Below are 21,863 nucleotides of genomic sequence, written 5' to 3' on the forward strand. Positions count from 1 at the left end.
TTAAAATAAGTGTTCTTCCATACTGGCTGCCGGATTCTTTTCATATGTGATGGCAGTCAATTTTCCCATGGTCGCAGGAATGATGGTCATGATAAAAAATTGAGCCGCCTTGATTTTTCCCTGATAAAAAGCACTTTCTTTTGTTTCAAGCTTTTTGTCAGCAATGACGGCTCTCCACAGCAGCATCCATGCCATGATGATGTCGCCTGTTGCGTCCAGCAATGGATGGGCACAGGCAAAAGCCGATGCCATATGCTTTGAAAAGAATGCGTTGCTGGTATTTTTACAAGTGGTTTCTAACAAAAAAAGAGCGGTTTCTAATTTTATTGCAAGCTCCTTTAAATTGTCCTGGGCTTTGGCTGTCAGTATGGTGGCTTTAATCTCACTGATCAGTGCCTCCAGCATCAGCCCCTTATTTCCTGCAATCTTACGCCCCAGAAAATCCATGGCCTGGATACCGTTTGCACCTTCATAAATGGACGCGATTTTACAATCCCTGACCGTCTGCTCCACAGGATACTCTTTGGTGTAGCCGTACCCGCCAAGAACCTGCATGGCCTCGACACAAACATCAAACCCTTTTTCGCTGGAATAGGCTTTGACCAGAGGTGTTAAAATTTCCACCAGGTTTGAATAGTGCATGGACTCCTTCTTATCCGCAACCGTTTCTATTTTATCAAAACAAAAGGCTGTATAATAAACCAGACTTCGCATGCCTTCCACATAGGATTTCATCTTCAACAGCATGCGTTTTACATCGGGATGTCGGATAATCGGCACCTGGTTTGCACCATGATCGCCAAGATCTTCAATACTTCTTCCCTGAAGTCTTTGTTTTGCATAATCAAGGGCGTGCAGATAGGCCAGGTTTGCACTTGTAAAGGCCTGTGTCCCCACTTCCAGGCGGACTTCATTCATCATGTGAAACATGATTTCCATTCCCCGGTTGGGATTGCCCAGTAAAAATCCCCGGCATTTTCCTTTGCTGCCAAGTGACAGAGAGCAGGTCGGGCTGCCGTGGAGTCCCATTTTTTCTTCAATACCGGTACAGATCACATCATTGGATTCGCCCAACGTCCCGTCCGCATTGACCCATATTTTGGGAACAATAAACAGGGAAATCCCTTTGGTTCCGGCAGGTGCCCCTTCAATTCTGGCAAGGACCGGATGGATAATATTATCTGTAAGGTTCTGTTCTCCGTTTGTAATAAAAATTTTACTGCCAATGATTTCATAAGTACCATCATCCATTTTTTTTGCCGAGGTGGTCAATGCCCCGACATCTGACCCTGCGCCGGGCTCTGTCAACAGCATGGTACCACCCCAGACACCGGTATATAGTTTTTCCAAAAACAGATCTTTTTGCTCCCCGGTCCCAAAAAGATCGATCATTTTTCCTGCCCCGTGGCCAAGAATGGAATAGGTTGTTAAAATATAATTTGCACCGGTAAGGTATTCCATGGCTGCCTGGGCAATGGAAAAAGGAAGCCCTTGCCCGCCATATTCAGGACTTTCGGTCAACGCACCCCATTCACCTTCCACCAGAAGTTTGTGGGGCTTTCTTAAACATTCCGGCACTTTGACCATACCATTTTCAAATGACACACCCACTTTGTCGCATTCTGTATAGGTGGGGAAAATTTCTTTAACTGCCAGATTTTTTGCTTCTTTTACCACCATATCAAACATTTTCTTATTAAATGCTTTGTATTTGTCTGATGTTAAAAACGCATCCACTTGGAATTGTTCATAAAGGACAAAATCGATATCTCTTTGATCAGTAAGTTTGGGAGCCATATTCCACCTCTTTTATGTGTTAACTATTGGGCAAATAAAATTTACTTATCCAATATAAACCTGTCAAGAAAAAAATAATTAAGGATCAATTATGTAAACAGTGTTTATAAAATTAAAATAAATGGTTCTTCTTGAAATCAAGGGTGCGGTAAGGTACTTCGACTTAATTTGTGGGATATTCTCTAATCTTTCTTGAACACTTCATTCTCGGTCGCCAGAAGACCTGAAATGGTGATTTTATCCAGGCAATCAAACATTGCGCGGCTGGCCTCAACCCATACCCACCGGGACAGACATTCTCCTGCTCTGTTACAGACACCGCAGACCTGGTTTTCCTGTTCTGCACAATCTGTAATGGCTGTGGATTCCTCAAGAATTCGTACAATGGTGCCAATGGTTATTTCATCAGGGGATTTTGCAAGCATGTGACCGCCGAAAGGGCCCCTGTGACTTTTTATAATGCCTGCTTTCTTGAGTTTAGACACAAGCTGTTCCAGGTATTTTACCGAGATGTTCTGTCGACCTGCAACATCGCTCAAAGGAACCGGTTTGTCCTTGCCATGAACTGTAATATCAAGGATAAGCCTTGTACCGTATCTGCTTTTTGTTGTCAGTCGCATTGTCTTTCCTAAATTAATTTCCAAATCCCATTATTATGTCTTTTATATGACATTCAATCAAATGATTCAATTGTTAGTATTAATAATCATTCATCGCCAACAGACAAAAAGAGGCAATTATTAGCGGTCTGACCTGGGAAACTCAACGATCTTTGCATTATCCGGCTTATGCAAAGGGAGACAGATACAAAATTGACTTCCTTTGCCCTGTTTAGATTCAACCTCAACCGTTCCGCCATGGTGTTTAATTACCCTGTTAGCGATAAAAAGGCCTAAGCCTGTTCCCTGTGACCCTTTGGATGTAAAAAAAAGTGTGAACATTTTTTCTTTTGTTTCAGTATCCATACCGATGCCATTATCTGTGATAGTAAAACTAATTTGATTTTTTGAGTTCTTACGGACATGAAATTTTACGTAATGGTCTTTTTTATCCCTCTCAGAAACACATGCATCTACAGCATTTTCAAGGAGATTGACAAGAGCTGCCTCCATCCAGTTGGGATCAACTTCGATTTTTCCAAGGGTTTTTGGAATAGAAATATCTAACTCGACAGCCTGCTTTTTAGCCATTGGCTTTACAATGTTAACAACGTTTTCAGCAAGGGTGCCAGCATTCATCTCTTCGTATTGAAGTTCCCTTGATTTGGCATAATATAAAATTTCAAGCACCATTTTCTTAATTCTATCTGCCATCTGCTTAATCTGACCAGATGCCATTAAAACCCTGTCATCATCTTTTTGGACAAGACCTGTTTCAAGCTGGTAAATACCGCCATCCAGTGCTGTAAGCATGCCTTTAACCCCGTGGGACACGGAGCCCAGCATCAATCCAAGGGAAACGAGATGATCCTGCAATTGCCGAATCTGGGTAATATCGGTAGACATTTCCATCACCTGGCTGATTTCACCCTTTTCATTTTTGATGGGTGCTGTCAGGGTCAGGACATTATACTGTTTACCGAATTTAGACGTAACAATCTCTTCGGTACTATGAGATTTTCCATCCTGGAATGTTGCGACAACGGGACATTCATGACATTGGGATGTCCTGTGTTTATATATCTCAAAACAAACCCCGCCGATCTGGCCTCCGAAATGGCGTCTAAATCTTTTGTTGGATGCCGTGATCCTGAGATTTTTGTCCTGGACCGAAATATAGCAGGGAACTTCTTCAAATAATTGATTTAATAAATCCTGTGTACCATGAAGTTCGGCAAGCCTTTCTGAATATCGATCAAGTTTCTTCTTCCTTGAAATATTTTTACTGGCGGTAATAAGAGCAAGATCCAGGGCTTTGCTGTTAACAGGTGTCTCAAGGTAATGGATGACACTCGATTCAAAAATATCCATTGCAGTATCAAGCCTGTCTTTTTGTGCAAGGATAATTATCTGAACATGGGGACAGTTCTTTTTAACCGCTTCAAGGCAGGAGACCATTTCATCATTAATGAATGGATCGGCAAGAATAATATCCCAAATATTCTTTTCAAGTTTATGCATCACCTCTTCAAAGGTGGTGGCACAGGTGACGTCATACTGCTGGCGCTCAATATATGTTTTCAAAGCGTCGGCAAGATCTTTATCACCATTGATAAGTAATATCTGTTTTATCATAATCGATTAAAAATACCTAAATCAAGTAAGTGTTTCTTTTACAATTTTCAGCAGTTCATCACGGTCAAAAGGTTTTGAAAGAGAAGCGACTGCCTTGACAACTGCGTACTGATGACCTGAAAGACCACTGATAACAATGACGGGAATATTTTTAAGCTGCGGGTCCTGTGAAAGCTGACGGTAAAGCCGTGGCCCCCATTCTCCCGGCATTTCGATATCCAGAGTAATAAGGTCCGGCTTATTCTTTTTTGCTACCTTAAGCCCTTCTTTTACATCCCCGGCAAGACAGGCGTCATAACCATTATCATTAAACAGGGAAACAAGATAATCTCTAATATTCAAATCGTCATCAATCACCAGAATTTTCTTTTTCATAACATCCTCTGATTCTTATTTGTTTATACTTATTACCGGACAGCCCGCCCTGACAATAACCTGTTCTACATTTCCCCCCAATCTTATGTCTCCCGAGGGGACTTTCCTTGAATGATGAGCCATAATGAGCAGGTCGGCATGTTTATCCCTTGCATATTTAACAATTTCTATAAAAGGAATACCTTCCCAAACATCCATGGAGTAGCCTTTCAGCTCTTTTAACCGGGACTCATACCTTGCCCGAATCTTTCTTAGTGATTCTCTTATCTGCTGCTCAATTTCATCCTGGCTTAACATTTTACCGGTATGCAAGGGGGTAATATCAAGGGCGTGAAAGACACTGAGTTCACAATCAAGAGCTTTGGCAACCTTTATTGCAAAATCAAATGCCTTGTCTGAAGTTTTTGAAAAGTCCGTACCAAAAACAATATTGGACAGTCCTCCCCAAAAGGAGGCTGCAGGTCTGTTCACAACAAGAACAGGACAATTGGCTGCCTTGGCTACTTTTTGAAGGGTTGATCCTGCCAGGCTTTTTTTGTAAACCGTTTCATCTTCGTCCCCTGTGGTTCCGCCGAGCAGAATCAAATCCGGTTTCATGGTTTTTGCCTGTCTTAATATTTCACGAGCCGGCAGTCCCACTGCAACATCAATTGAGTATTTAAGACTTTCATCCAGGTATTTTTCATAATAGGTTTTAATCTCTTCAGTCACCCAGGCGATATAATCTTCATCAACACTAACTTCTTCTTTGGTTTTTACATCCACGACAACCTGGCTGTATCCCCTTGTAGGGACCCCCATAACATGAAAAATATTCAAGTTAGACTGGTAACTTTTCGCAATGTTAAAGGCAACCCTTGCAGCATGGTCGCTGGCAGCGGTAGCGGATGTTGCAAATAAAATTTTTTTAAACATATCAAACCCCATTTCATTAAATAATCAAAAGGCCCTATTCCTCGGGTTGTAAATGCTCTGGAATTTCCAGCATTTTTATTACAATTGGTTTTAAAAACGACCATCGGATACCGATCTCATATTCTTCTTCAAGATCTCTTATGGCATCCCAGCAGTTATGGCAGGGCGCTAAGACAAGCTTTGCTCCGGTAGCCAGGATCTGGTCCCTCTTTGTAATAAGCGCTATGTTTCGCTGCTTCCTGAAAAGACCGATACCATTAAACCCACCGCCTCCGCCGCAGCAATAATTATGCTCTTTGTTGGGGGACATCTCAATAAAATATCCGGGTTCAACAATATGCTTCATAATATCTCGTGTTGCTTTCTTTAGGCCATGATTTCTTATGTAATTGCATGAATCCTGAAGTGTTACAGGTTCTTTTATCCTTTTGTGGGGGTCAATTTTAAGTTTTCCCGTATTGAGTGCTTCTGCCAGCCATTCTACATAATGAATAGATTCAGCCGGCGGCTGACCATTCTTTCGTCCGGCCCAGTAGGGTCCTTCAATGACGGTTGCCCTGTGGGCATGACCGCACTCAGTTCCAACCATCCTGACAGGTTTTAATCTTTCCATGGCCTCATACACAGTTTCCACCTGCATCTTGCAGGCAGCCCAGTCACCGGCAAACATGGCAAGGCTTGTCTGCTCCCATCCTTTTGATGGAACCGTCCAGTTCTCACCTGCTATATGGAACAGGATAGCAGCTTCGGCAAGGTCTTCGGGATAGTGTTTTACTTCCCTTGCGTTCACTGTGTACATGATATCGGCGCCTTCCACGTCAACTGGAACGGTGAGCCCGGGATAGTCATCTTCATACTCCTCAACCATCCACTCAAAGGTATCGACAAAGTCCTCATCTGTGACATCCATTTGCGCTCTGTACACCCTGTGCATTCCCGCACCGATTTTCAACTCCCATGGCACAAACCCCTGCTGGTACAACAGACCTCTAAGATAACCAAACATGATGCCCGTATCAATCCCATGGGGACAATACGTTCCGCACCTGTTGCAACAGGTGCATTTTGCCCATGCAACCTCCATGGTATCCCGCATGAACTTATTGTCTACTTTTCCTTTTTTTCGTATGATTTCACCAAGGGTTGACTGAATCTTATACGCCGGTACCTGTTTGGGATCACGGCCATTGACCTGGTAAAGAAAACAGGATTCGGCGCACATTCCGCAATGGGCACAGATCTCAAGCCAGGTTCTTATACGTGACTTACAGGTATTTTGTATGGTTTTCCACAAAAGGTCAGAATCAATTTCCAGTTTCTCCATTTCCTTATAGTAGTTATTCCCACTGGTATCTGACAGCAGCTCATTAATGCCTTCTGCTGTATCTATGGGTTTTTTATTGCAAAATTTTCCTTCGGGCATGGATCATTCTCCTTAAAGCTTAGGTGGGCCGGGTATTGCCTACCAAGCCATTTTTGTCCCTTTCATTCCTCCCCTCTTAATTCCAAAATCCATTCCAAGCTGGGCACGGGATGCAAAAAACAAAAAGACATGTGACAGCTTGGTAAAGGGTATGGCTATCAAAAGGAGCTCACCACAAAAAATATGCATATTCAGCCAGAATGAATAATCTCCGACCTGATACCGGGCAAGAAGACCTGTAATAAAAGGAGCAATGGATATAAGTAAAATAAAATAATCATAGAGTGTGGTCATTATCCTGACCTCGGGAAGAACCATTCGTCTTAACACAAGAAAAAAGGCGCTGACAACCACAGTCCAAGTTAATATGTCCGCAAAAGTAGCGTTTAAAGTAAAAAATGAAATTCCCAGTTTTTCCTTAAGAAACAGGCTATGCCCCAACAGAAAAAGAGGAATCATAACAGCTCCGATATGGAATCCGAAAAAGGCAACGGTAATGAACGGCTGAGTACGCCATCCATATGTTCCAAAAGGAATCAGCCATTTATAGATAGACCGGACAGCCCCCTTAAATCCCGCAGCCGGGTACGAGGTATACGCCACCCTGTCCAACCGCCAGCTTAGGCCTTTGAAATACATGATAAATCGTACAATCATTCCAATCAAACAGACTCCCAGAGCTATCCAGAAGAATAAGCCTGTTAAAAGATCATGCATTGTTTAATCCTCCATATAATAAATTAACTCTAATCATCTTCTCTGTCCGTCAGGAATTTCCAGAAAAGCGGCATAAAAACAAGAATCCCACCCATAATGATATACGTTATTCCTTTGGTATGTGTCATAAAATCCTGAAGTGTAAAAATAATATTTTCCAAAGTATCCTCCTTTATCCCTTCTAATGGGCCTTGTAATCAGGGTGCTCATGAAGAATAGGCATCCGGGTTGCAATAAATTTGTAAACCACAATTCCCAGGGTAACGATAAAAACAGAAGTGGATATTTCCATAAAGCTTGGACAATACCTTTCAGCAGAGGGCAGATGCCAGTTAAATGCTACAACGGAAATATTGAGTCTGTTCAGTACGATTCCCAGAACCGTCCAGATTGATGCCAGCCGAACCAGCACAAGGTTCTTTTCCCTTGAACCCACAGCATATAAAATGGCAGGGAAAAGGACAAATCCGACCAGTTCCAAAAGAAACCAGAGTCCCCAGCCTGTGAAGAGATAATGCCAGTTGTCGTCTATGGAAAGGCCGATGATCTTGATACAAACATATCCCATCATCACGAATGACGCCGCTTTGGCAAATCCGAAGGCAACCCCGCGACTTTCGCTCAAATGAGTTTCATCCATTTTGTGTTTAAGATAGCGGTGTGCAAGACTTCCTTCAAAAATAACCATGGACATGCCGGCAAACATGCTGGAGATGAAAAAATATACCGGCAGATAGGACGAATACCATAATGGGTGAAGCTTTGACGGCGCAATCATAAAAAGAGCACCCAGAGACGACTGGTGAAGGGTGGAAAGAATGACCCCGAAAATCGTCAACAACAGGGTTAATTTTACCACCCAATTGCGTAGCTTCTTGAACCCCAGCCATTCCATGGCAGAAGGACTGAATTCGATGAACAATACGGTAATATAAAGGAACACGCAAAGTCCCACTTCAAACAAGAGTGAAGAGGTTCCCTGGGAATAGAATATTGGATAGGGCAAACGCCAGGGACGGCCAACATCATAGTGAAGGGCCAGAACAACAAGGGCATAACCTAAAAATGCGGTTAAAATAGCAGGTCGGACGGCTGAATGGAACCGCTTCAGTCCAAAGAGATAGCATGCCGCAGATGTTACATAACCGCCCGCTGCAAGGGCGACACCACACAGCAGGTCAAATCCGATCCATATCCCCCAGGGGTTATTGTTATCAAGGTTGGTCACCACACCCAGGCCCATCGTAAACCTGAGAATGGTTAACACAAGTCCACCCGCAAGGATGATACCTGTCACCACATTAAACACAGTAAATTTTGAATTTTCAGGAATCCTGTTATCCAAATCCATCTATTCCTCCTGTTTACCTTTATCTTCGGAATCTTCAAGCTTCTCAGTCGTTTTTGAGTCCTGTTCTTCCCCGGCTTCGGCTTCTTTTTCTTTTGCAGCTTCTTCAAGAGCTTTTTTTATTTCAAAATTGATTGCAGCAGTTTTCTCTTTGGTCATTTTCTCTCTGAGCTCTTCTATCTTTTGATTCATTTCTTCATTGGCCTGAACTCTTGCCTCTTGCAATGCTTCATCTTTTTCTTCTTTGGCTATCTTATCTTTTCTCTTGGAAATGGCATATACTCCGGTCAATAATACCGGCCAAAGTCCGACAACGATTGGAACAGCCGAAAGCGGTCCCGAGGTAAGTTCAGGGGCTGATTTTGTTCCCAAATCCTCTCTCATGCCAATGGTTTCAAACGGTTGCCCGGAAAGGTAAAGCCAGCTTGTCCCGCCCATTTCATATTCGCCATATACATGGTCAACATATTGATCAGGATGTTTTTGAATTCTGATTTTTGCAATTTTTATAAGCGCTTCTCTTTCTCCAAAAATCAATGCTTCCCTGGGACAGGCTTCCACACAACCCGGAAGTTTACCTTCTTCTAACCGGGGAGCGCACATGGTACATTTAGTCACCCTGGGAGTAAGGACTTTATCATATTCATAGGCTGGAATCTCAAAAGGACATGCTACCATGCAATACCGGCATCCCACACAGAGAGAATCATCATACACGACCGGTCCTGCCGGTGTTTTTTTAAATGCCTTAACAAAACAGGCAGAGGCACATGCAGGCTCAAGGCAATGGTTGCACTGTTTTTTTACAAAGACTTTTTCCTTGGCCTGAAACTGGTTAACAACGGTATATTCATATGCCTGGGTACGCCTCTTTTTATCGAGAACACTTAAATCCTCAAACGATTTTTCAGGTTGTGGTAAATCATTTACCTTGGTGCAGGCCTGTTCGCATTTTCTGCATCCAATACACTTGGTTGTGTCATGCAGAACTCCGGAACTTCCCGGATATCCCTTGAAATGTTTGTTTGCGGCACCATAGGCTTTTGTCAGGGAACCAGTTGTGGTGGCGCCGATAGCCGCTCCAAATGAACCCAAAAACTTTCTACGAGAAATAGCCATAATTTTACCCTTATTATTTGTATCCTTTGAATATTCTATTTCTTTTCTTCATGACATTTGACACAGTCGGTTGCTGCAACGGATTTAACTTCCATTTTCTGATGGCAGGTTATGCACTGGCCATGATATGCACCTTTCAATCCCGGTCTGCCATCCGAATCCGGGCCTTTTTTACTGTGACAGGATGCGCATCTGGGAGGCTCAAGCGTTTTAGGGCTATTGTGATGGCATCCCATACACAGCCCTGCCTGGTCTTTATGAAAAGCCTTAGCCATATCGCTTTTCTCAACTCTTAAGAATATAGCCTGAACCATTTTTCGGTGTGGAAACTGACTGGGTTTATACTCATTGGCCAACACATCAATAACGATTTCCTCAGGAATCTTGTCTTCTAAAACAAGGTTATAATCTGAAGAAAGATCGGTTAACGCCTTTCTTGCAACTTCCCCGGGTTCCATGGCCTCAAGCTGCGCCTGCTGCAAATTATGACATGTTTTACATGAGTCGGAATTATCCTTTTCAGCGGGTGCCTGAAAATGACAGCCGGCACAATCCGAGCTTTTTGTAAATTCCTTGTGGCAGCCGATACAACTCCTGGTGTTATCCAGATTGTGCATCGCTTGTGCAAGACTGACAAATCCGCCTTTTGAATCTCCTCCGTCCGTCTTATGGCAGTCATTACATTTTTTCAATGTTTCGTGGTGACATGCCTTACAGCTTTCAGTTCTTGTTTCATGGACTTTGTGATTAAACGCGACACCGTTCATATAATTTTTTGTCGCTTTACTGCCAGTCTCCCAACCTGTAATAGCAACTTCGTCCGGCTGGCTTCGTTTGAGCCGGGGAATATCAACAACTTTTTTTATCTTTTGCTGCTTTCCTTTATCATGACAACCCTCGCAGGTTGTAGGGCCGGCAGTAATCTTTTGGTCTTTGAAGGTTTGATGACATTTTACACAAGCATCATGAGAGGCTTCTTGAATGGGCCTGATGTCGTCTTGTTTTATTGATTTATGACAATAAGAACAGGATTCTTCCTCGCCTTTGATATAAAAAATCTCTTTTGTTTTCTCATTATATTTATGATGACAACTACTGCAATTTTCTTTAATTGAAGGGTCCATACCCTTAATCTGGTCTGAACTTTCATGGATAAAATGCAATGATTTGTCAAACTTGATTTCTTCCCAAGAGGATCCCATGGGCTTTGTTGTAGCATGACAGGATCGGCAATCAGCAGTAACAGGTCCTGCTTTTTCGTTGGATGCTTTTTTCTCCACATGACAGGCAATACATTCGGCATGATAAGAATCCATGGACGCTTTTTCGGTTGTCCTTTTGAATTCAAAGACGAAACCACCCTCTTTTTCAATATGACAGGCTGTGCATTTCCCATCAACAGCCTGGGTGTGAAGATCATGCAGAAAACCGACTGCCGGCATTTCATTTTTGCTTAACTCCGCCCCAAGCTGAATATTGATACGATCCAGTCTTTTATCATCATTGCTCTTTTTAGTAGTGCTTTGCCCTATTAAGGGAAACAAAATGGATAAGACAATCATCGCAAGAATAATCAGCTGAAATGGTTTAACTTTTGACATGGTTCAATCCCCTGATTGATTTTTAAAAACTCAATTCCAATAAACCCAACCAAATTAATCGGATTATTTCCTACTGTTTTTCTATGATTAAGTCAATAGAAAAAATGATCGCTCTCTATATATTTATAAAAATTATTATTATATCAAGAAGTTACCAAATAAAATTTCCAGCCTGAATCATTTTCTGACCATCAATTTCATTGTTCTTTCAGGCGGGTTGGACCAAATGTCAGTTGATATTAAATCTGCCATTTTATTTATTTTTTATTCCTGGGCATCTTTTCTGCCCGACTGGCATCTTTTCTACTTGATTTTATTAAATTTTTCTGAGTAAAATTAACCCTTTTAATTCGGGCACAAACTGAATTGACTTTTTCAACCGAATGCTGATTAGAATATAGATATATAGAACAGGAGGAAGGAATGGCAAAAATTGTAAATCGTGAAGAGATGGCTCAAGGAACCATTATTCTTAACGAAATAAAAGCACCCCGCATATCACAAAAAGCCAAACCCGGTCAATTTGTGATACTTCAAGCCGATGAAACAGGAGAGCGCATCCCTTTGACGATGGCAGACACAAATCCGGACAAAGGTACAATCACAATTATTTACATGGTAATTGGAAAATCCACGGCCCGGTTTAAAGATTTAAAGGTTGGTGATGAATATTACGCCCTGATTGGCCCTCTTGGAAAGCCCACCCATGTTGAAAAAGTTGGAAAAGTTGTCTGTGTCGGCGGCGGAACCGGGATCGCAGTTCTTCACCCCATCGCCCAGGCTCTTAAAGCAGCAGGCAATGAAGTTACTACCATATTGGGTGCCAGAAGCTATGATCTTTTGATCATGGAAGAAAAAATGAAGGCTGCATCCAATACGCTGCATATCTGTACAGATGACGGTTCTCATGGCCACCATGGATTTGTGACCGATGTATTAAAAGATGTCCTGGAAAAAGAAGAGATTGACCTTGTTGTTGCCATAGGCCCTATCCCCATGATGAAATTCTGTAGCCTTATCACCAAGGAAAAGAATGTCAAAACCCTTGTCAGCCTTAACCCGATTATGGTGGATGGCACAGGCATGTGCGGCTGCTGCCGCGTAACTATAGGTAATGATACTAAATTCGCCTGCGTGGATGGCCCGGAATTTGACGGTCATAAAGTAGACTTTGATGAACTGGCCAAGCGTCTTGCTTCTTATCTTGATGATGAAAAGGCAAGCTATGACGCCTATGAGAAATGTAAAGCACAATAAAATATACCATCATGGTTGTATATATGGAGGAATAAATGGCAGATAAGAAACCAAAAAAAATAAAGGTGCCAAGGGCAAAAATGCCTGAACAGGATCCCAATGTAAGAAGAAGAAATTTTGAAGAAGTTCCCCTGGGGCTTACCCCGGAAATGGCTATGGTTGAAGCCTCAAGATGTCTTCAATGCAAAAAGCCGCTATGTATAGAAGGATGCCCGGTTTCTGTTAAAATACCAGAGTTTATTAAACTGATTGCTGAAAATGACTTTTCAGGCGCTGCAAAAAAATTATGGGAAACAAATGCACTTCCGGCTGTTTGCGGACGTGTCTGTCCCCAGGAAGAACAATGCGAGATAAAATGTATTGTGGGCAAAAAAGGTGAGCCTGTAGCCATTGGATATCTTGAAAGATTTGCAGCTGACTGGGAAAGGCAAAACGGCTCAGGAGAATCCCCTGTTGTCGCTAAAAAAACCGGCAAGAAAGTAGCCGTCATAGGTTCCGGCCCATCCGGCCTTACTGTTGCCGGAGACCTTTTACTCAAAGGGCATGATGTCACAATTTTTGAAGCATTCCACAAACCCGGCGGAGTATTGGTATATGGAATCCCTGAGTTCAGGCTTCCAAAAGAGATTGTTGCCTCAGAAGTTGCCACACTTGAAAAAATGGGTGCAAACATTGAATGCAATTCCGTGGTCGGAGCTTCCGTCACCATTGATGAGCTTTTCGAAGAAGGGTATAATGCTGCATATATCGGAGTTGGAGCTGGTCTTCCAATGTTCATGAACCTTCCCGGAGAAAACATGATCGGCATCTATTCAGCAAATGAGTACCTGACCCGTACCAATCTGATGAAAGGGTATCTTTTCCCTGAATATGACACCCCCGTTGCCCGGGGTAAAAATGTGGTTGTCTTAGGGGCAGGAAATGTTGCCATGGACTCGGCAAGAACAGCCATGAGGCTTGGAGCGGACTCTGTAAAAATCGTTTACAGAAGATCCCGTAACGAAATGCCGGCAAGGGAAGAAGAACTTCATCATGCTGAAGAAGAAAAGATTGAATTTGTTCTTCTGACCAATCCCACTCAATTTTTTGGAGATGAGAATGGTCGCCTGACAGGAATGGAATGCCTTAAAATGGAACTTGGAGAGCCGGATGATTCAGGCAGACGACGGCCCATACCCATTGAAGGCTCTGAATATAAATTTGACTGCGATCTTGTGGTTGTATCCGTTGGTTCAAACGCCAATCCTCTGCTGACAAATTCAACACCTGATATTTCCCTTAACAGATGGGGTAATATTGTGGCCGATCCTGAAAACGGGAAAACATCCAAGAAAGGTGTATGGGCAGGTGGAGATATTGTAACCGGCGCTGCGACAGTTATTCTGGCCATGGGTGCCGGAAGAAAGGCTGCCACTTCAATGCACGATTACCTGACCCTGGGCTGGTAACTCATAAGACATAACAAGACTAAAGGTTAACCATTGAATTTTTTTTCAATGGTTAACCTTATTTTTATAACAATTTTCTATTGTTTAATATATATCTTGTGATCCACCAGTGACAATGCGTGGATATGGCCTTTGATAAATTTTTGCTCGCCAAAGATAGAAATAAGAAGGATACCGTTTTCCTCCGGTTCAACCTTGTCAACAGCTTCCATTAACAGTGTTTCATTAGGCTCGCCAGGCTTGCCGTCATTTTCAAGTAAATATGCATTTGCTTCGCACATAACGCCTTCTCTCCTCGTATATTATAAAAAAGATAAATGTTTATCCAATAATTCATCCACCAGTTGAGGCAGGGGCAGATCGCTCACCCCAACAATTTTCAGGTTTTCCTGGGTCAACGGCAGAAGAATTTTTTTTGCATCGGCAGAACATACGGCTTCTGCCATCAAGGGGGTCACCTCTCCCATCATTGCATGGGGCATGATAATCCCCACAGGCCCGATAATGATATCCGCTTTTTTCACAGTCTGAACAATTGCATTAGTGCCGGAAGCCCCCTTGTTTGCCTTTGCCTTTAACATCTGAGCCGTAGCAATGGCATTGGTTCCCAGGGCAAAAACTTCTATTCTCTCTTCAAACCGTTCTTTGAGTTTTTTAATAATTGTGGATCCGATTCCACCCCCCTGACCATCTATGACACAAACTTTTTTTTGCTTGTTCACTCTCATACCTGTTATTTGCCTTTAGTTTATTTTATTTCACTCAATACCTTTTTGACTTCATTTAAAATCGCATCTTCGACTTTCCCCTTGGTGCTGTTTCCATCAATGATGACAATTTTCTCAAGGTCCTTTAATGCATCAAAGGCTTTAAAATAGCTGGCCCTGACTTTTTTCATGATATCTATTTTCTCATACATTTCAAAATTGCTGCGGCTGTTTTTTATTCTTTCAAGACAAATATCAGGATCAACATCAATAAAAATTGTCACATCAGGCCTTAAAATCTCTGCATTCAGGGCGTTTGCATGGATCACCCATTTCATATCGATATATTGGGCATGATACGCGTATGATGAAAAATAATACCTGTCACATAATACAATCTCACCCTGATCGACTTTATGGCGGATTCCACTCACTTTATTCACCAGATGATCTGTTCTGTCCGCTGCAAAAAGAGAGGCAATGGTTCTTTGATCAGTCGGGACTTTTCCTGAAAGCATCTGCCGGATTAATGATCCGACAGGTCCGTCAGTGGGTTCAAATGTCGAATAGACTTTATAACCAAATGCTTCCAGCCGCTTTGATATCTTCTTTATCTGAGTGCTTTTTCCAGACCCGTCAATTCCTTCAAAAACAATAAATCTGCCGTTAGTTTTATTACCCAATTTGTAAATCCCATACTTCCAAATTATTGAAGATTCTCCAGTAAGAAGGAGAACCTGATTTTCTTCCGCTCACATTACCGGTTCATCCACCGGAACACAATCTATAACAATATACGGATTTCTTTACAAGTATTTGACATAAAAAGAGGTCTTGCTATCCTTATGAAACCGGTTTATTAAAGTATGATTCTAATTTTAAATATTTAGGTGATATATGAAGTATGATGTAATCATCGTGGGCGGTGGACCTGCCGGGCTTTTTGCGGCCTATCATTTAAAAGAATATTCCAAGTTGAATGTATTGTTAATCGAAAAAGGCAAAAGTCCTTTAAAAAGAAAATGTCCAAATCATAATCTCCAAAAATGTATCCAGTGTGATCCCTGCAACATTCTGTCCGGGATCGGCGGTGCCGGTCTTTATTCCGATGGAAAGCTCAATTTCATCCCACGGCTTGGCAAAACGGATTTAACCCAATTTATGCCGATGGATTCTGCCCAAGACCTGATTGATGAGACAGAAAAAATTTTTACGAAATTTAAAATGGACGGGACTGTTTTCCCCACCGACATGAAAGAGGCAAAACAGATCCGAAAAGAGGCAAAGCGGTTTGGAATTGATCTTTTGCTGATCAAACAAAAGCATTTAGGATCTGATAATCTGCCCCGCTTTATTGCCGGAATGGCAGAATATATTCAGACAAAAGAGGTTAAAATAAAAACCGAAGAGACTGTCATTGATATCCTTAAAAAAGACGGCCATATCCGGGGTGTTATAACGGATAAAGCTGAATACAAGGCAGCCAATGTTATTCTTGCACCGGGAAGAATCGGTGCAAAATGGATGGCCCGGGTTGCCCGGAAACACAAAATTAATTTAAGCCAGAGGGGGATAGAAGTCGGGGTCAGGGTTGAAGTCCATAATGACATCATGGAGGATCTTTGCAATATTATTTATGATCCCACTTTTTTTATTCAGACATCCACTTATGATGACCAGACCAGGACCTTTTGCACCAATCAGGGTGGATTTATTACCCTTGAAAACTATACTGATTTTGTCTGTGTAAACGGCCATGCCTATTCAGATAAAAAATCAGCAAATACAAATTTTGCATTTCTTTCAAAGGTGGTTTTAACCGAGCCGGTCACCGACAACCAGGCCTATGGCGAGTCCATTGGAAAACTGGCCACCATTATCGGCGGTGGGAAACCTATTTTGCAAAGATTTGGAGATCTAAAGAGAGGACGGCGCTCAACCTGGAACAGAATCGGCAAAGGGTATATTGAACCGACCATGACCAATGTGGTTTGTGGCGATATTGCCATGGCTCTGCCCGAAAGAATTCTGACAAACCTGAGGGAAGGTCTGGAATCCTTAAATTTAGTTATTCCGGGTGTTGCCAACGATGAAACCCTGCTTTATGCACCGGAAATAAAATTTTTTGCCACACAGGTGGAAACAAACAATTATCTTGAGACTGCCATTAAGGGAATGTATGTGGCAGGGGATGGACCGGGCGTGGCAGGCAACATCGTATCTGCCGCAGCAACAGGCATCATTCCGGCTAAACGGATTATTGAAATGAGTTGTGACTAGCGATAGAAGCCAAAATATAAAATTTATTTCCCAATACTCTCTGGAAAATAAGTGGCGCAAGTATCATCCGATTCCCAGACCATGAGTTTTGACACCCTTATATCTTTTTCCAGGTCCTGATCTAAAAGGGCCTGGACTCTTTGAGCAATATATACGGCAATGCGCTCTGATGTGGGCTGCATTCCCTCAAATATTTCGAGCTCATTTAAAAATTTATGATCCAGCTCTCCTTCAACAACCTTTCTCACAGCCTTTTTTATATCACCAAAATCAGCAAGCACTCCTGCTGAATTCAACTTTTCCCCTGTAACACAGACTTCTACATGCCAGTTATGCCCATGCAAATTTTCACATTTTTCCCCCACCATGGTCAATTGATGGGCACCTGCAAAATGACTTTTTACTTTGAGTTCAAACATTATTTTTGTCCTTTAAATGCCTTAAAGGTTCTTAAATAGATTTTTCAGTTTGTTTGATATTTTATTTGAATCAAGCTTGTCAAACTCTTTTAGCAATTTTACCTGCTTTTGATTCAACCTGTTTGGTGTTTTTATGATCACTTTAATAATCTGATCGCCTCTTCGACCGCTTCTAAGCGAGGCAATCCCCTCACCTCTCAGTCTGAAAACATCCCCATACTGGGTTCCTTTTGGAATTTTCAATTTTTCCTCACCCACAAGGGTTGGAATCCTAATATCATCTCCAAGAGCTGCCTGGATAAAAGAGATGTCAATGGCACAGATAATATCCATGTTATCCCGTTGAAAAAACTTATGGGGTTTGACATTGATCACCACATAAAGGTCCCCGGAAGGTCCTTCAGAAGAAGGCGAAGCTTCTCCCTCGCCGGACAGCCGAAGTTTTGATCCGACATCCACTCCTGCCGGGATCTTAACCTGAACCTTCCGCGTTATCTCGACCCTGCCGGCCCCTCTGCATTTTCTACAGGGATTCGGGATAATGCGCCCCTGGCCCTTACAATAAGGACAGGTTGTTTTTACCTTGAAAAAACCCTGGCTCTGAATAAACTGTCCTGAGCCATGACAATGGGAACAGGTCTCGGGGCTTGAGCCTTCCTGACATCCTGACCCTTTACAAACCTCGCATATATCCATTTTTGGAATAGAAATGGTCTTTTCAGTACCAAAGGCAGCCTCCATAAAATCTATGGTCATGTTATACTGAAGATCAGAACCTTTTCTAACCCTGTTACCACGACTGCCTCCTGAACCAAATCCAAAAAAATCTTCAAAAATATCACCAAAACTTGAAAAAATATCCTCAAACCCGCTCGGGCCTGTATGACCGGCACCCTCAAGCCCCCGGTGACCGAATTGATCATAAATCTGGCGTTTGCTATCATCATTGATCACTTCATAGGCTTCAGATGCTTCTTTGAATTTTTCTTCTGCTTCTTTATTATCCGGGTTCTTATCTGGATGGTATTTAATGGCAAGCTTCCGATATGCTTTTTTTAATTCCGGCTTTGAAACATCTTTTGCAACGCCAAGTATTTCATAATAGTCACGTTTTTCAGTCATCTGGGCTCCAACCATTCTATTGTATTCTTCCCTTTATTATGATATTTTTCCAACCTGCCTTGATAAATATCTTAAACTAACTCAGAAATCCAGGTTGTCAACGATGAATAAAGAACTTGATTTTGTAAAAGACATGTTTGACCGCATTGCACCAAAATACGATTTTTTAAACCGCCTTTTAAGTATGCGGCAGGACATTGCCTGGAGAACCCAGATGGTAAAGGCTGCAAATCTTCAAAAAAACAGCCGGGTTCTGGATGTGGCCTGCGGAACCTGTGATGTGGCTTTGGAGGTAAGCTCTCAACTCATGGGTCATCCCCAAATTTTCGGGCTTGATTTTTCCTTTGGCATGTTAAGACTTGGAAAACAAAAATTAATAAACCAGGACAAAAAAAACATAATTATCTTGAACGCGGATGCTCTTAATCTCCCTTTTCAGCATAATATTTTTGATGCTGTATTTATTGCCTTTGGTATCAGAAACATCATGGATCGGCAAAGGGCCATCAAAGAATTTTTTGATGCTTTAAAAAGCGGGGGACGGCTTGCGGTTCTTGAATTAACCACACCTGAAAAAGGGATTCTCCGTTCATTTTACCTTCTATATTTTCAAAAAATATTGCCTATGATCGGCTCCTTTTTTTCAAAAGACAATAATGCATATAGTTATCTGCCCGACTCTGTATTAAAGTTCCCCACCCCTCTAGAATTTTCAAAAATCATGAAACAGGCAGGATTTAAAAACATCCGATTCAAACAAATGACATTTGGAATTGTAACTCTGTTTGTCGGCAATAAACCTTAATTTATCCTTTTGACACATATATTAGCTGTATTTTAACCATTTCTCAATATCCCCTGCTTCTGCCATAAGCCGTTCATAAAACAGGGAGTGATTTTGCAATTCCAATTGCCTTTTGTTCAGATACGTCACCCAGTGGGTGACCAATTAGGGGCCTTCTCCTCATTATACTGCCATTATAAATTTACTTGGTGATCCAAAACTTGTTACAATAACTTCCTTCTTTGCTCTGGTAGCTGCAACATAAAGCAATGCCCTTTCATGAACCTCAGCCTCTTGCTTAATCACTGGATCATATGTTTGGATATTTGAACTTTCAAAGGGGACAATTCCCTGATTCACCCCGGCAATGATAACTCTGTCAAATTCAAGGCCTTTGACTCTATGCATTGTGGCAAGCCTAAGCCCGGGAGCATTTTGATCTTCGGCTTCAGTCCGCTTTATTAAATATGTTTCAAAACCTTTATCTTCAATAACATTTTTGTATTGGTTTATAAGGTTGTTCGTTCTGGCAACCAGACAAATTTCCTTTATCTGAATATCATCTTTGTTCATCTGTTGAAGGTATTGGGTTATATAATCAATTTCTTCTTGAAATGTGTCAAAAAATTTTACTTCGGGCGATGAACCATGAAGCAGTGATTTATACCCTTTTTGATCATCATCCCCCCCATCAAGATCATCGACCTTAATATTTTTTAAAAGGCCCACAGCCCACTTCTGTGTTTCATCGGTTGTACGGTAATTTATTCTAAGTTTTCTTCCCCGCCCAATAATTTTGATGCCGCACTGCCCAAGCACAACCCTGTGTTTATAAATACGCTGGTGAGCATCACCGACAATAAATATATCGTTTTTAGTCTCCTGCGGAATTATTTGTCGTATAAGTTTAAAAGCCTGCACCCCCATATCCTGGGCTTCATCCACAATTATTGAACGATAGGAAAGGTTCTGCTCCTTTTCCCGGAGTAACAGCCTGGCATCTCTCATTGCATCATCCCCTTCCCGAAGGCCTTCTTCGTTGAGTAGAATTCGATATTCCTCAAATACAGTCCAAACCAGTTTTCGTATCTTTCGACTCAACCGTGTTCCTCTGCCGACACGGGAGGCTTTTATGTATTCTTCAAAAGAAGTAATTGCCTGGGGCTGGATTACCCGCGTCCATTCTTCCCTGTAAAAAGACAAATCAAAATCAAGATCTGCAGGGACTAAATCCAATGCTTTATTCCAGAGAGATCTGGTTCGATTGCCGTAATCAATTGTGTAATCATATCCATTTTTATTTAAGAATCGGGATACCCACCTGTCCAAATTAACGACCTCAATTCTGCGCATCATATCCTTTGTGCAAATTTTTGACAGGTTCTCCTGAATATCAGCAGCAAGGTTCCGGGTAAATGTTGTAAACAAAATTCGGTCTTTATCTTTTGTAAACTTATTTCGGACAAGCCATTTTGCCCGGTGCATGGCAGCAACTGTTTTCCCGGTGCCGGCACCACCAAGGACCCGAACCGGACCATTCCAATTACGCTCAACGAGTTTCTGCTGGGAAGGGTGAAGAAAAATCCGCCATTTTTCCAAGGGTTCATTTAATATGGCTGCAAGTTCCAGGTCATCTTCAACAATATAAAACCTGCGGCGTGAATCCGGGTTTTCCAGGGCTGAACTAAAATCATCTGTATCTACAGCCTTTGTTTTCTCAGTAGATTCTATTTCCTGAAGCACTTCTTCCAAAGAAAACCCTTCAGCAAGAAAAAAAAGAGATTCATATGCTTCCTGGGGTATTTGAGTTGATATCTGATCAAGCTCTCCAACGGTCTCCAAGCTTCTGATAAGTGGTATCTGCAATTTTGGAAGCCCGAGTTTTAAAAGATGTCTGTCCCGAATATTGTCAAACAATGCTTTTTTAGTATCATGGCTGATTGGCTTTTCTTTGGCTGCCTCTTCTATCTCGATAACCTGCAGACTCCCGGTCTCAGGGTGTATCCTATAAAATTTATTTTCAGCCCATTTGTATGCTTTATCATGATGGGCCACCCAGAGAAGTACATAAACATTCCCTTTTTCAGGTTTAAGCACAATTCCTCTGTAAGTATTATCAATACGAACAGATCTCATATTTTTATCTTTTGAATTCATGATTTTTTCATAATTTATACCTGACAGACTTGGATTTGATCTGAATTTTGTTACAAAATCCATCACTTTGGCCTGTTGTTTTCTTGGTATTTTTGAAAAAGATAATAGAAAATCAGAAGCAATTGCCACTTTGATCTTATTTATAGGACCAGCCATACTC

Annotated in this window: 21 protein-coding genes; 4 read left to right on the forward strand and 17 right to left on the reverse strand. The window is 41.9% G+C overall.

Translation table 11 applies throughout. The annotated features are described in order from the left end of the window. The 11 genes from QAI40_RS00970 to hmcA form a co-directional block, all read right to left on the reverse strand. Window positions 1-1,797: an acyl-CoA dehydrogenase gene (locus tag QAI40_RS00970; protein WP_299976213.1), complete on the reverse strand. Its 1,797-nt coding sequence runs from the start codon at window positions 1,795-1,797 to the stop codon at window positions 1-3. 182 nt (window positions 1,798-1,979) lie between these two features. Then, complete coding sequence (locus QAI40_RS00975; protein WP_299976216.1) at window positions 1,980-2,417, reverse strand: RrF2 family transcriptional regulator; 438 nt, start codon at window positions 2,415-2,417, stop codon at window positions 1,980-1,982. A gap of 120 nt (window positions 2,418-2,537) precedes the next feature. Further along, complete coding sequence (locus QAI40_RS00980; RefSeq protein ID WP_299976219.1) at window positions 2,538-4,031, reverse strand: hybrid sensor histidine kinase/response regulator; 1,494 nt, start codon at window positions 4,029-4,031, stop codon at window positions 2,538-2,540. 21 nt (window positions 4,032-4,052) lie between these two features. Continuing rightward, the gene (divK, locus tag QAI40_RS00985; RefSeq protein WP_299976222.1) at window positions 4,053-4,406 is read right to left on the reverse strand and encodes a DVU0259 family response regulator domain-containing protein; all 354 of its coding nucleotides are present in this window, start codon (window positions 4,404-4,406) and stop codon (window positions 4,053-4,055) included. 15 nt (window positions 4,407-4,421) lie between these two features. After that, complete coding sequence (locus QAI40_RS00990) at window positions 4,422-5,321, reverse strand: universal stress protein (protein ID WP_299976225.1); 900 nt, start codon at window positions 5,319-5,321, stop codon at window positions 4,422-4,424. A gap of 34 nt (window positions 5,322-5,355) precedes the next feature. Further along, window positions 5,356-6,744, reverse strand: coding sequence for a sulfate respiration complex iron-sulfur protein HmcF (hmcF, locus tag QAI40_RS00995; protein ID WP_299976228.1), 1,389 nt, complete (start codon window positions 6,742-6,744; stop codon window positions 5,356-5,358). Window positions 6,745-6,783: 39 nt separating this feature from the next. Next, a complete protein-coding gene (gene hmcE, locus QAI40_RS01000; protein WP_299976231.1) occupies window positions 6,784-7,461 on the reverse strand; it encodes a sulfate respiration complex protein HmcE in 678 nt (225 codons plus the stop codon). Window positions 7,462-7,490: 29 nt separating this feature from the next. Continuing rightward, window positions 7,491-7,622, reverse strand: a complete 132-nt coding sequence (hmcD, locus tag QAI40_RS01005; protein WP_299976234.1) for a sulfate respiration complex protein HmcD — start codon at window positions 7,620-7,622, stop codon at window positions 7,491-7,493. A 20-nt stretch (window positions 7,623-7,642) separates the two neighbouring features. Next, window positions 7,643-8,812: a sulfate respiration complex protein HmcC gene (hmcC, locus tag QAI40_RS01010; RefSeq protein WP_299976236.1), complete on the reverse strand. Its 1,170-nt coding sequence runs from the start codon at window positions 8,810-8,812 to the stop codon at window positions 7,643-7,645. Then, window positions 8,813-9,928, reverse strand: coding sequence for a sulfate respiration complex iron-sulfur protein HmcB (hmcB, locus tag QAI40_RS01015; protein WP_299976239.1), 1,116 nt, complete (start codon window positions 9,926-9,928; stop codon window positions 8,813-8,815). Between the two features lie 35 nt (window positions 9,929-9,963). Beyond that, window positions 9,964-11,529: a sulfate respiration complex hexadecaheme cytochrome HmcA gene (gene hmcA / locus QAI40_RS01020; protein ID WP_299976242.1), complete on the reverse strand. Its 1,566-nt coding sequence runs from the start codon at window positions 11,527-11,529 to the stop codon at window positions 9,964-9,966. 423 nt (window positions 11,530-11,952) lie between these two features. Here hmcA and QAI40_RS01025 point away from each other — a divergent pair, with 423 nt between their 5' ends. Next, window positions 11,953-12,786, forward strand: a complete 834-nt coding sequence (locus tag QAI40_RS01025; RefSeq protein ID WP_299976245.1) for a sulfide/dihydroorotate dehydrogenase-like FAD/NAD-binding protein — start codon at window positions 11,953-11,955, stop codon at window positions 12,784-12,786. A 35-nt stretch (window positions 12,787-12,821) separates the two neighbouring features. Further along, on the forward strand, window positions 12,822-14,234 hold the full coding sequence (gltA, locus tag QAI40_RS01030) for an NADPH-dependent glutamate synthase (RefSeq protein ID WP_299976248.1): 1,413 nt from the start codon (window positions 12,822-12,824) through the stop codon (window positions 14,232-14,234). 77 nt (window positions 14,235-14,311) lie between these two features. Here gltA and QAI40_RS01035 read toward each other — a convergent pair whose 3' ends face one another. Genes QAI40_RS01035 through tmk form a run of 3 tightly spaced genes read right to left on the reverse strand, consistent with a single transcriptional unit; the run spans window position 14,312 to window position 15,624 of the window. After that, a complete protein-coding gene (locus QAI40_RS01035) occupies window positions 14,312-14,515 on the reverse strand; it encodes a CooT family nickel-binding protein (protein ID WP_299976251.1) in 204 nt (67 codons plus the stop codon). A 21-nt stretch (window positions 14,516-14,536) separates the two neighbouring features. Further along, complete coding sequence (locus tag QAI40_RS01040; RefSeq protein ID WP_299976254.1) at window positions 14,537-14,962, reverse strand: DUF3842 family protein; 426 nt, start codon at window positions 14,960-14,962, stop codon at window positions 14,537-14,539. Between the two features lie 20 nt (window positions 14,963-14,982). Continuing rightward, window positions 14,983-15,624 carry a dTMP kinase gene (gene tmk / locus QAI40_RS01045; protein WP_299976257.1) on the reverse strand — a complete coding sequence of 214 codons (642 nt, stop codon included), beginning with the start codon at window positions 15,622-15,624 and terminating at the stop codon, window positions 14,983-14,985. A 214-nt stretch (window positions 15,625-15,838) separates the two neighbouring features. Here tmk and QAI40_RS01050 point away from each other — a divergent pair, with 214 nt between their 5' ends. Continuing rightward, a complete protein-coding gene (locus QAI40_RS01050; protein ID WP_299976260.1) occupies window positions 15,839-17,221 on the forward strand; it encodes an NAD(P)/FAD-dependent oxidoreductase in 1,383 nt (460 codons plus the stop codon). 23 nt (window positions 17,222-17,244) lie between these two features. On the opposite strand, the gene queD is transcribed toward QAI40_RS01050, so the two are convergent. Both queD and dnaJ read right to left on the reverse strand, forming a co-directional pair. Then, on the reverse strand, window positions 17,245-17,640 hold the full coding sequence (queD, locus tag QAI40_RS01055) for a 6-carboxytetrahydropterin synthase QueD (protein ID WP_299976263.1): 396 nt from the start codon (window positions 17,638-17,640) through the stop codon (window positions 17,245-17,247). Between the two features lie 21 nt (window positions 17,641-17,661). Next, entirely contained in the window at window positions 17,662-18,762 is a 1,101-nt protein-coding gene (dnaJ, locus tag QAI40_RS01060; RefSeq protein WP_299976266.1) for a molecular chaperone DnaJ, read from the reverse strand. Window positions 18,763-18,865: 103 nt separating this feature from the next. On the opposite strand from dnaJ, the gene ubiE reads away from it, so the two are divergent. Further along, window positions 18,866-19,567, forward strand: a complete 702-nt coding sequence (ubiE, locus tag QAI40_RS01065) for a bifunctional demethylmenaquinone methyltransferase/2-methoxy-6-polyprenyl-1,4-benzoquinol methylase UbiE (protein WP_299976269.1) — start codon at window positions 18,866-18,868, stop codon at window positions 19,565-19,567. Window positions 19,568-19,729: 162 nt separating this feature from the next. On the opposite strand, the gene QAI40_RS01070 is transcribed toward ubiE, so the two are convergent. Continuing rightward, on the reverse strand, window positions 19,730-21,859 hold the full coding sequence (locus tag QAI40_RS01070; protein ID WP_299976272.1) for a UvrD-helicase domain-containing protein: 2,130 nt from the start codon (window positions 21,857-21,859) through the stop codon (window positions 19,730-19,732). Window positions 21,860-21,863 lie beyond the last annotated feature (4 nt).

This window comes from Desulfobacula sp. (assembly GCF_030611305.1).
Lineage (GTDB): Bacteria > Desulfobacterota > Desulfobacteria > Desulfobacterales > Desulfobacteraceae > Desulfobacula.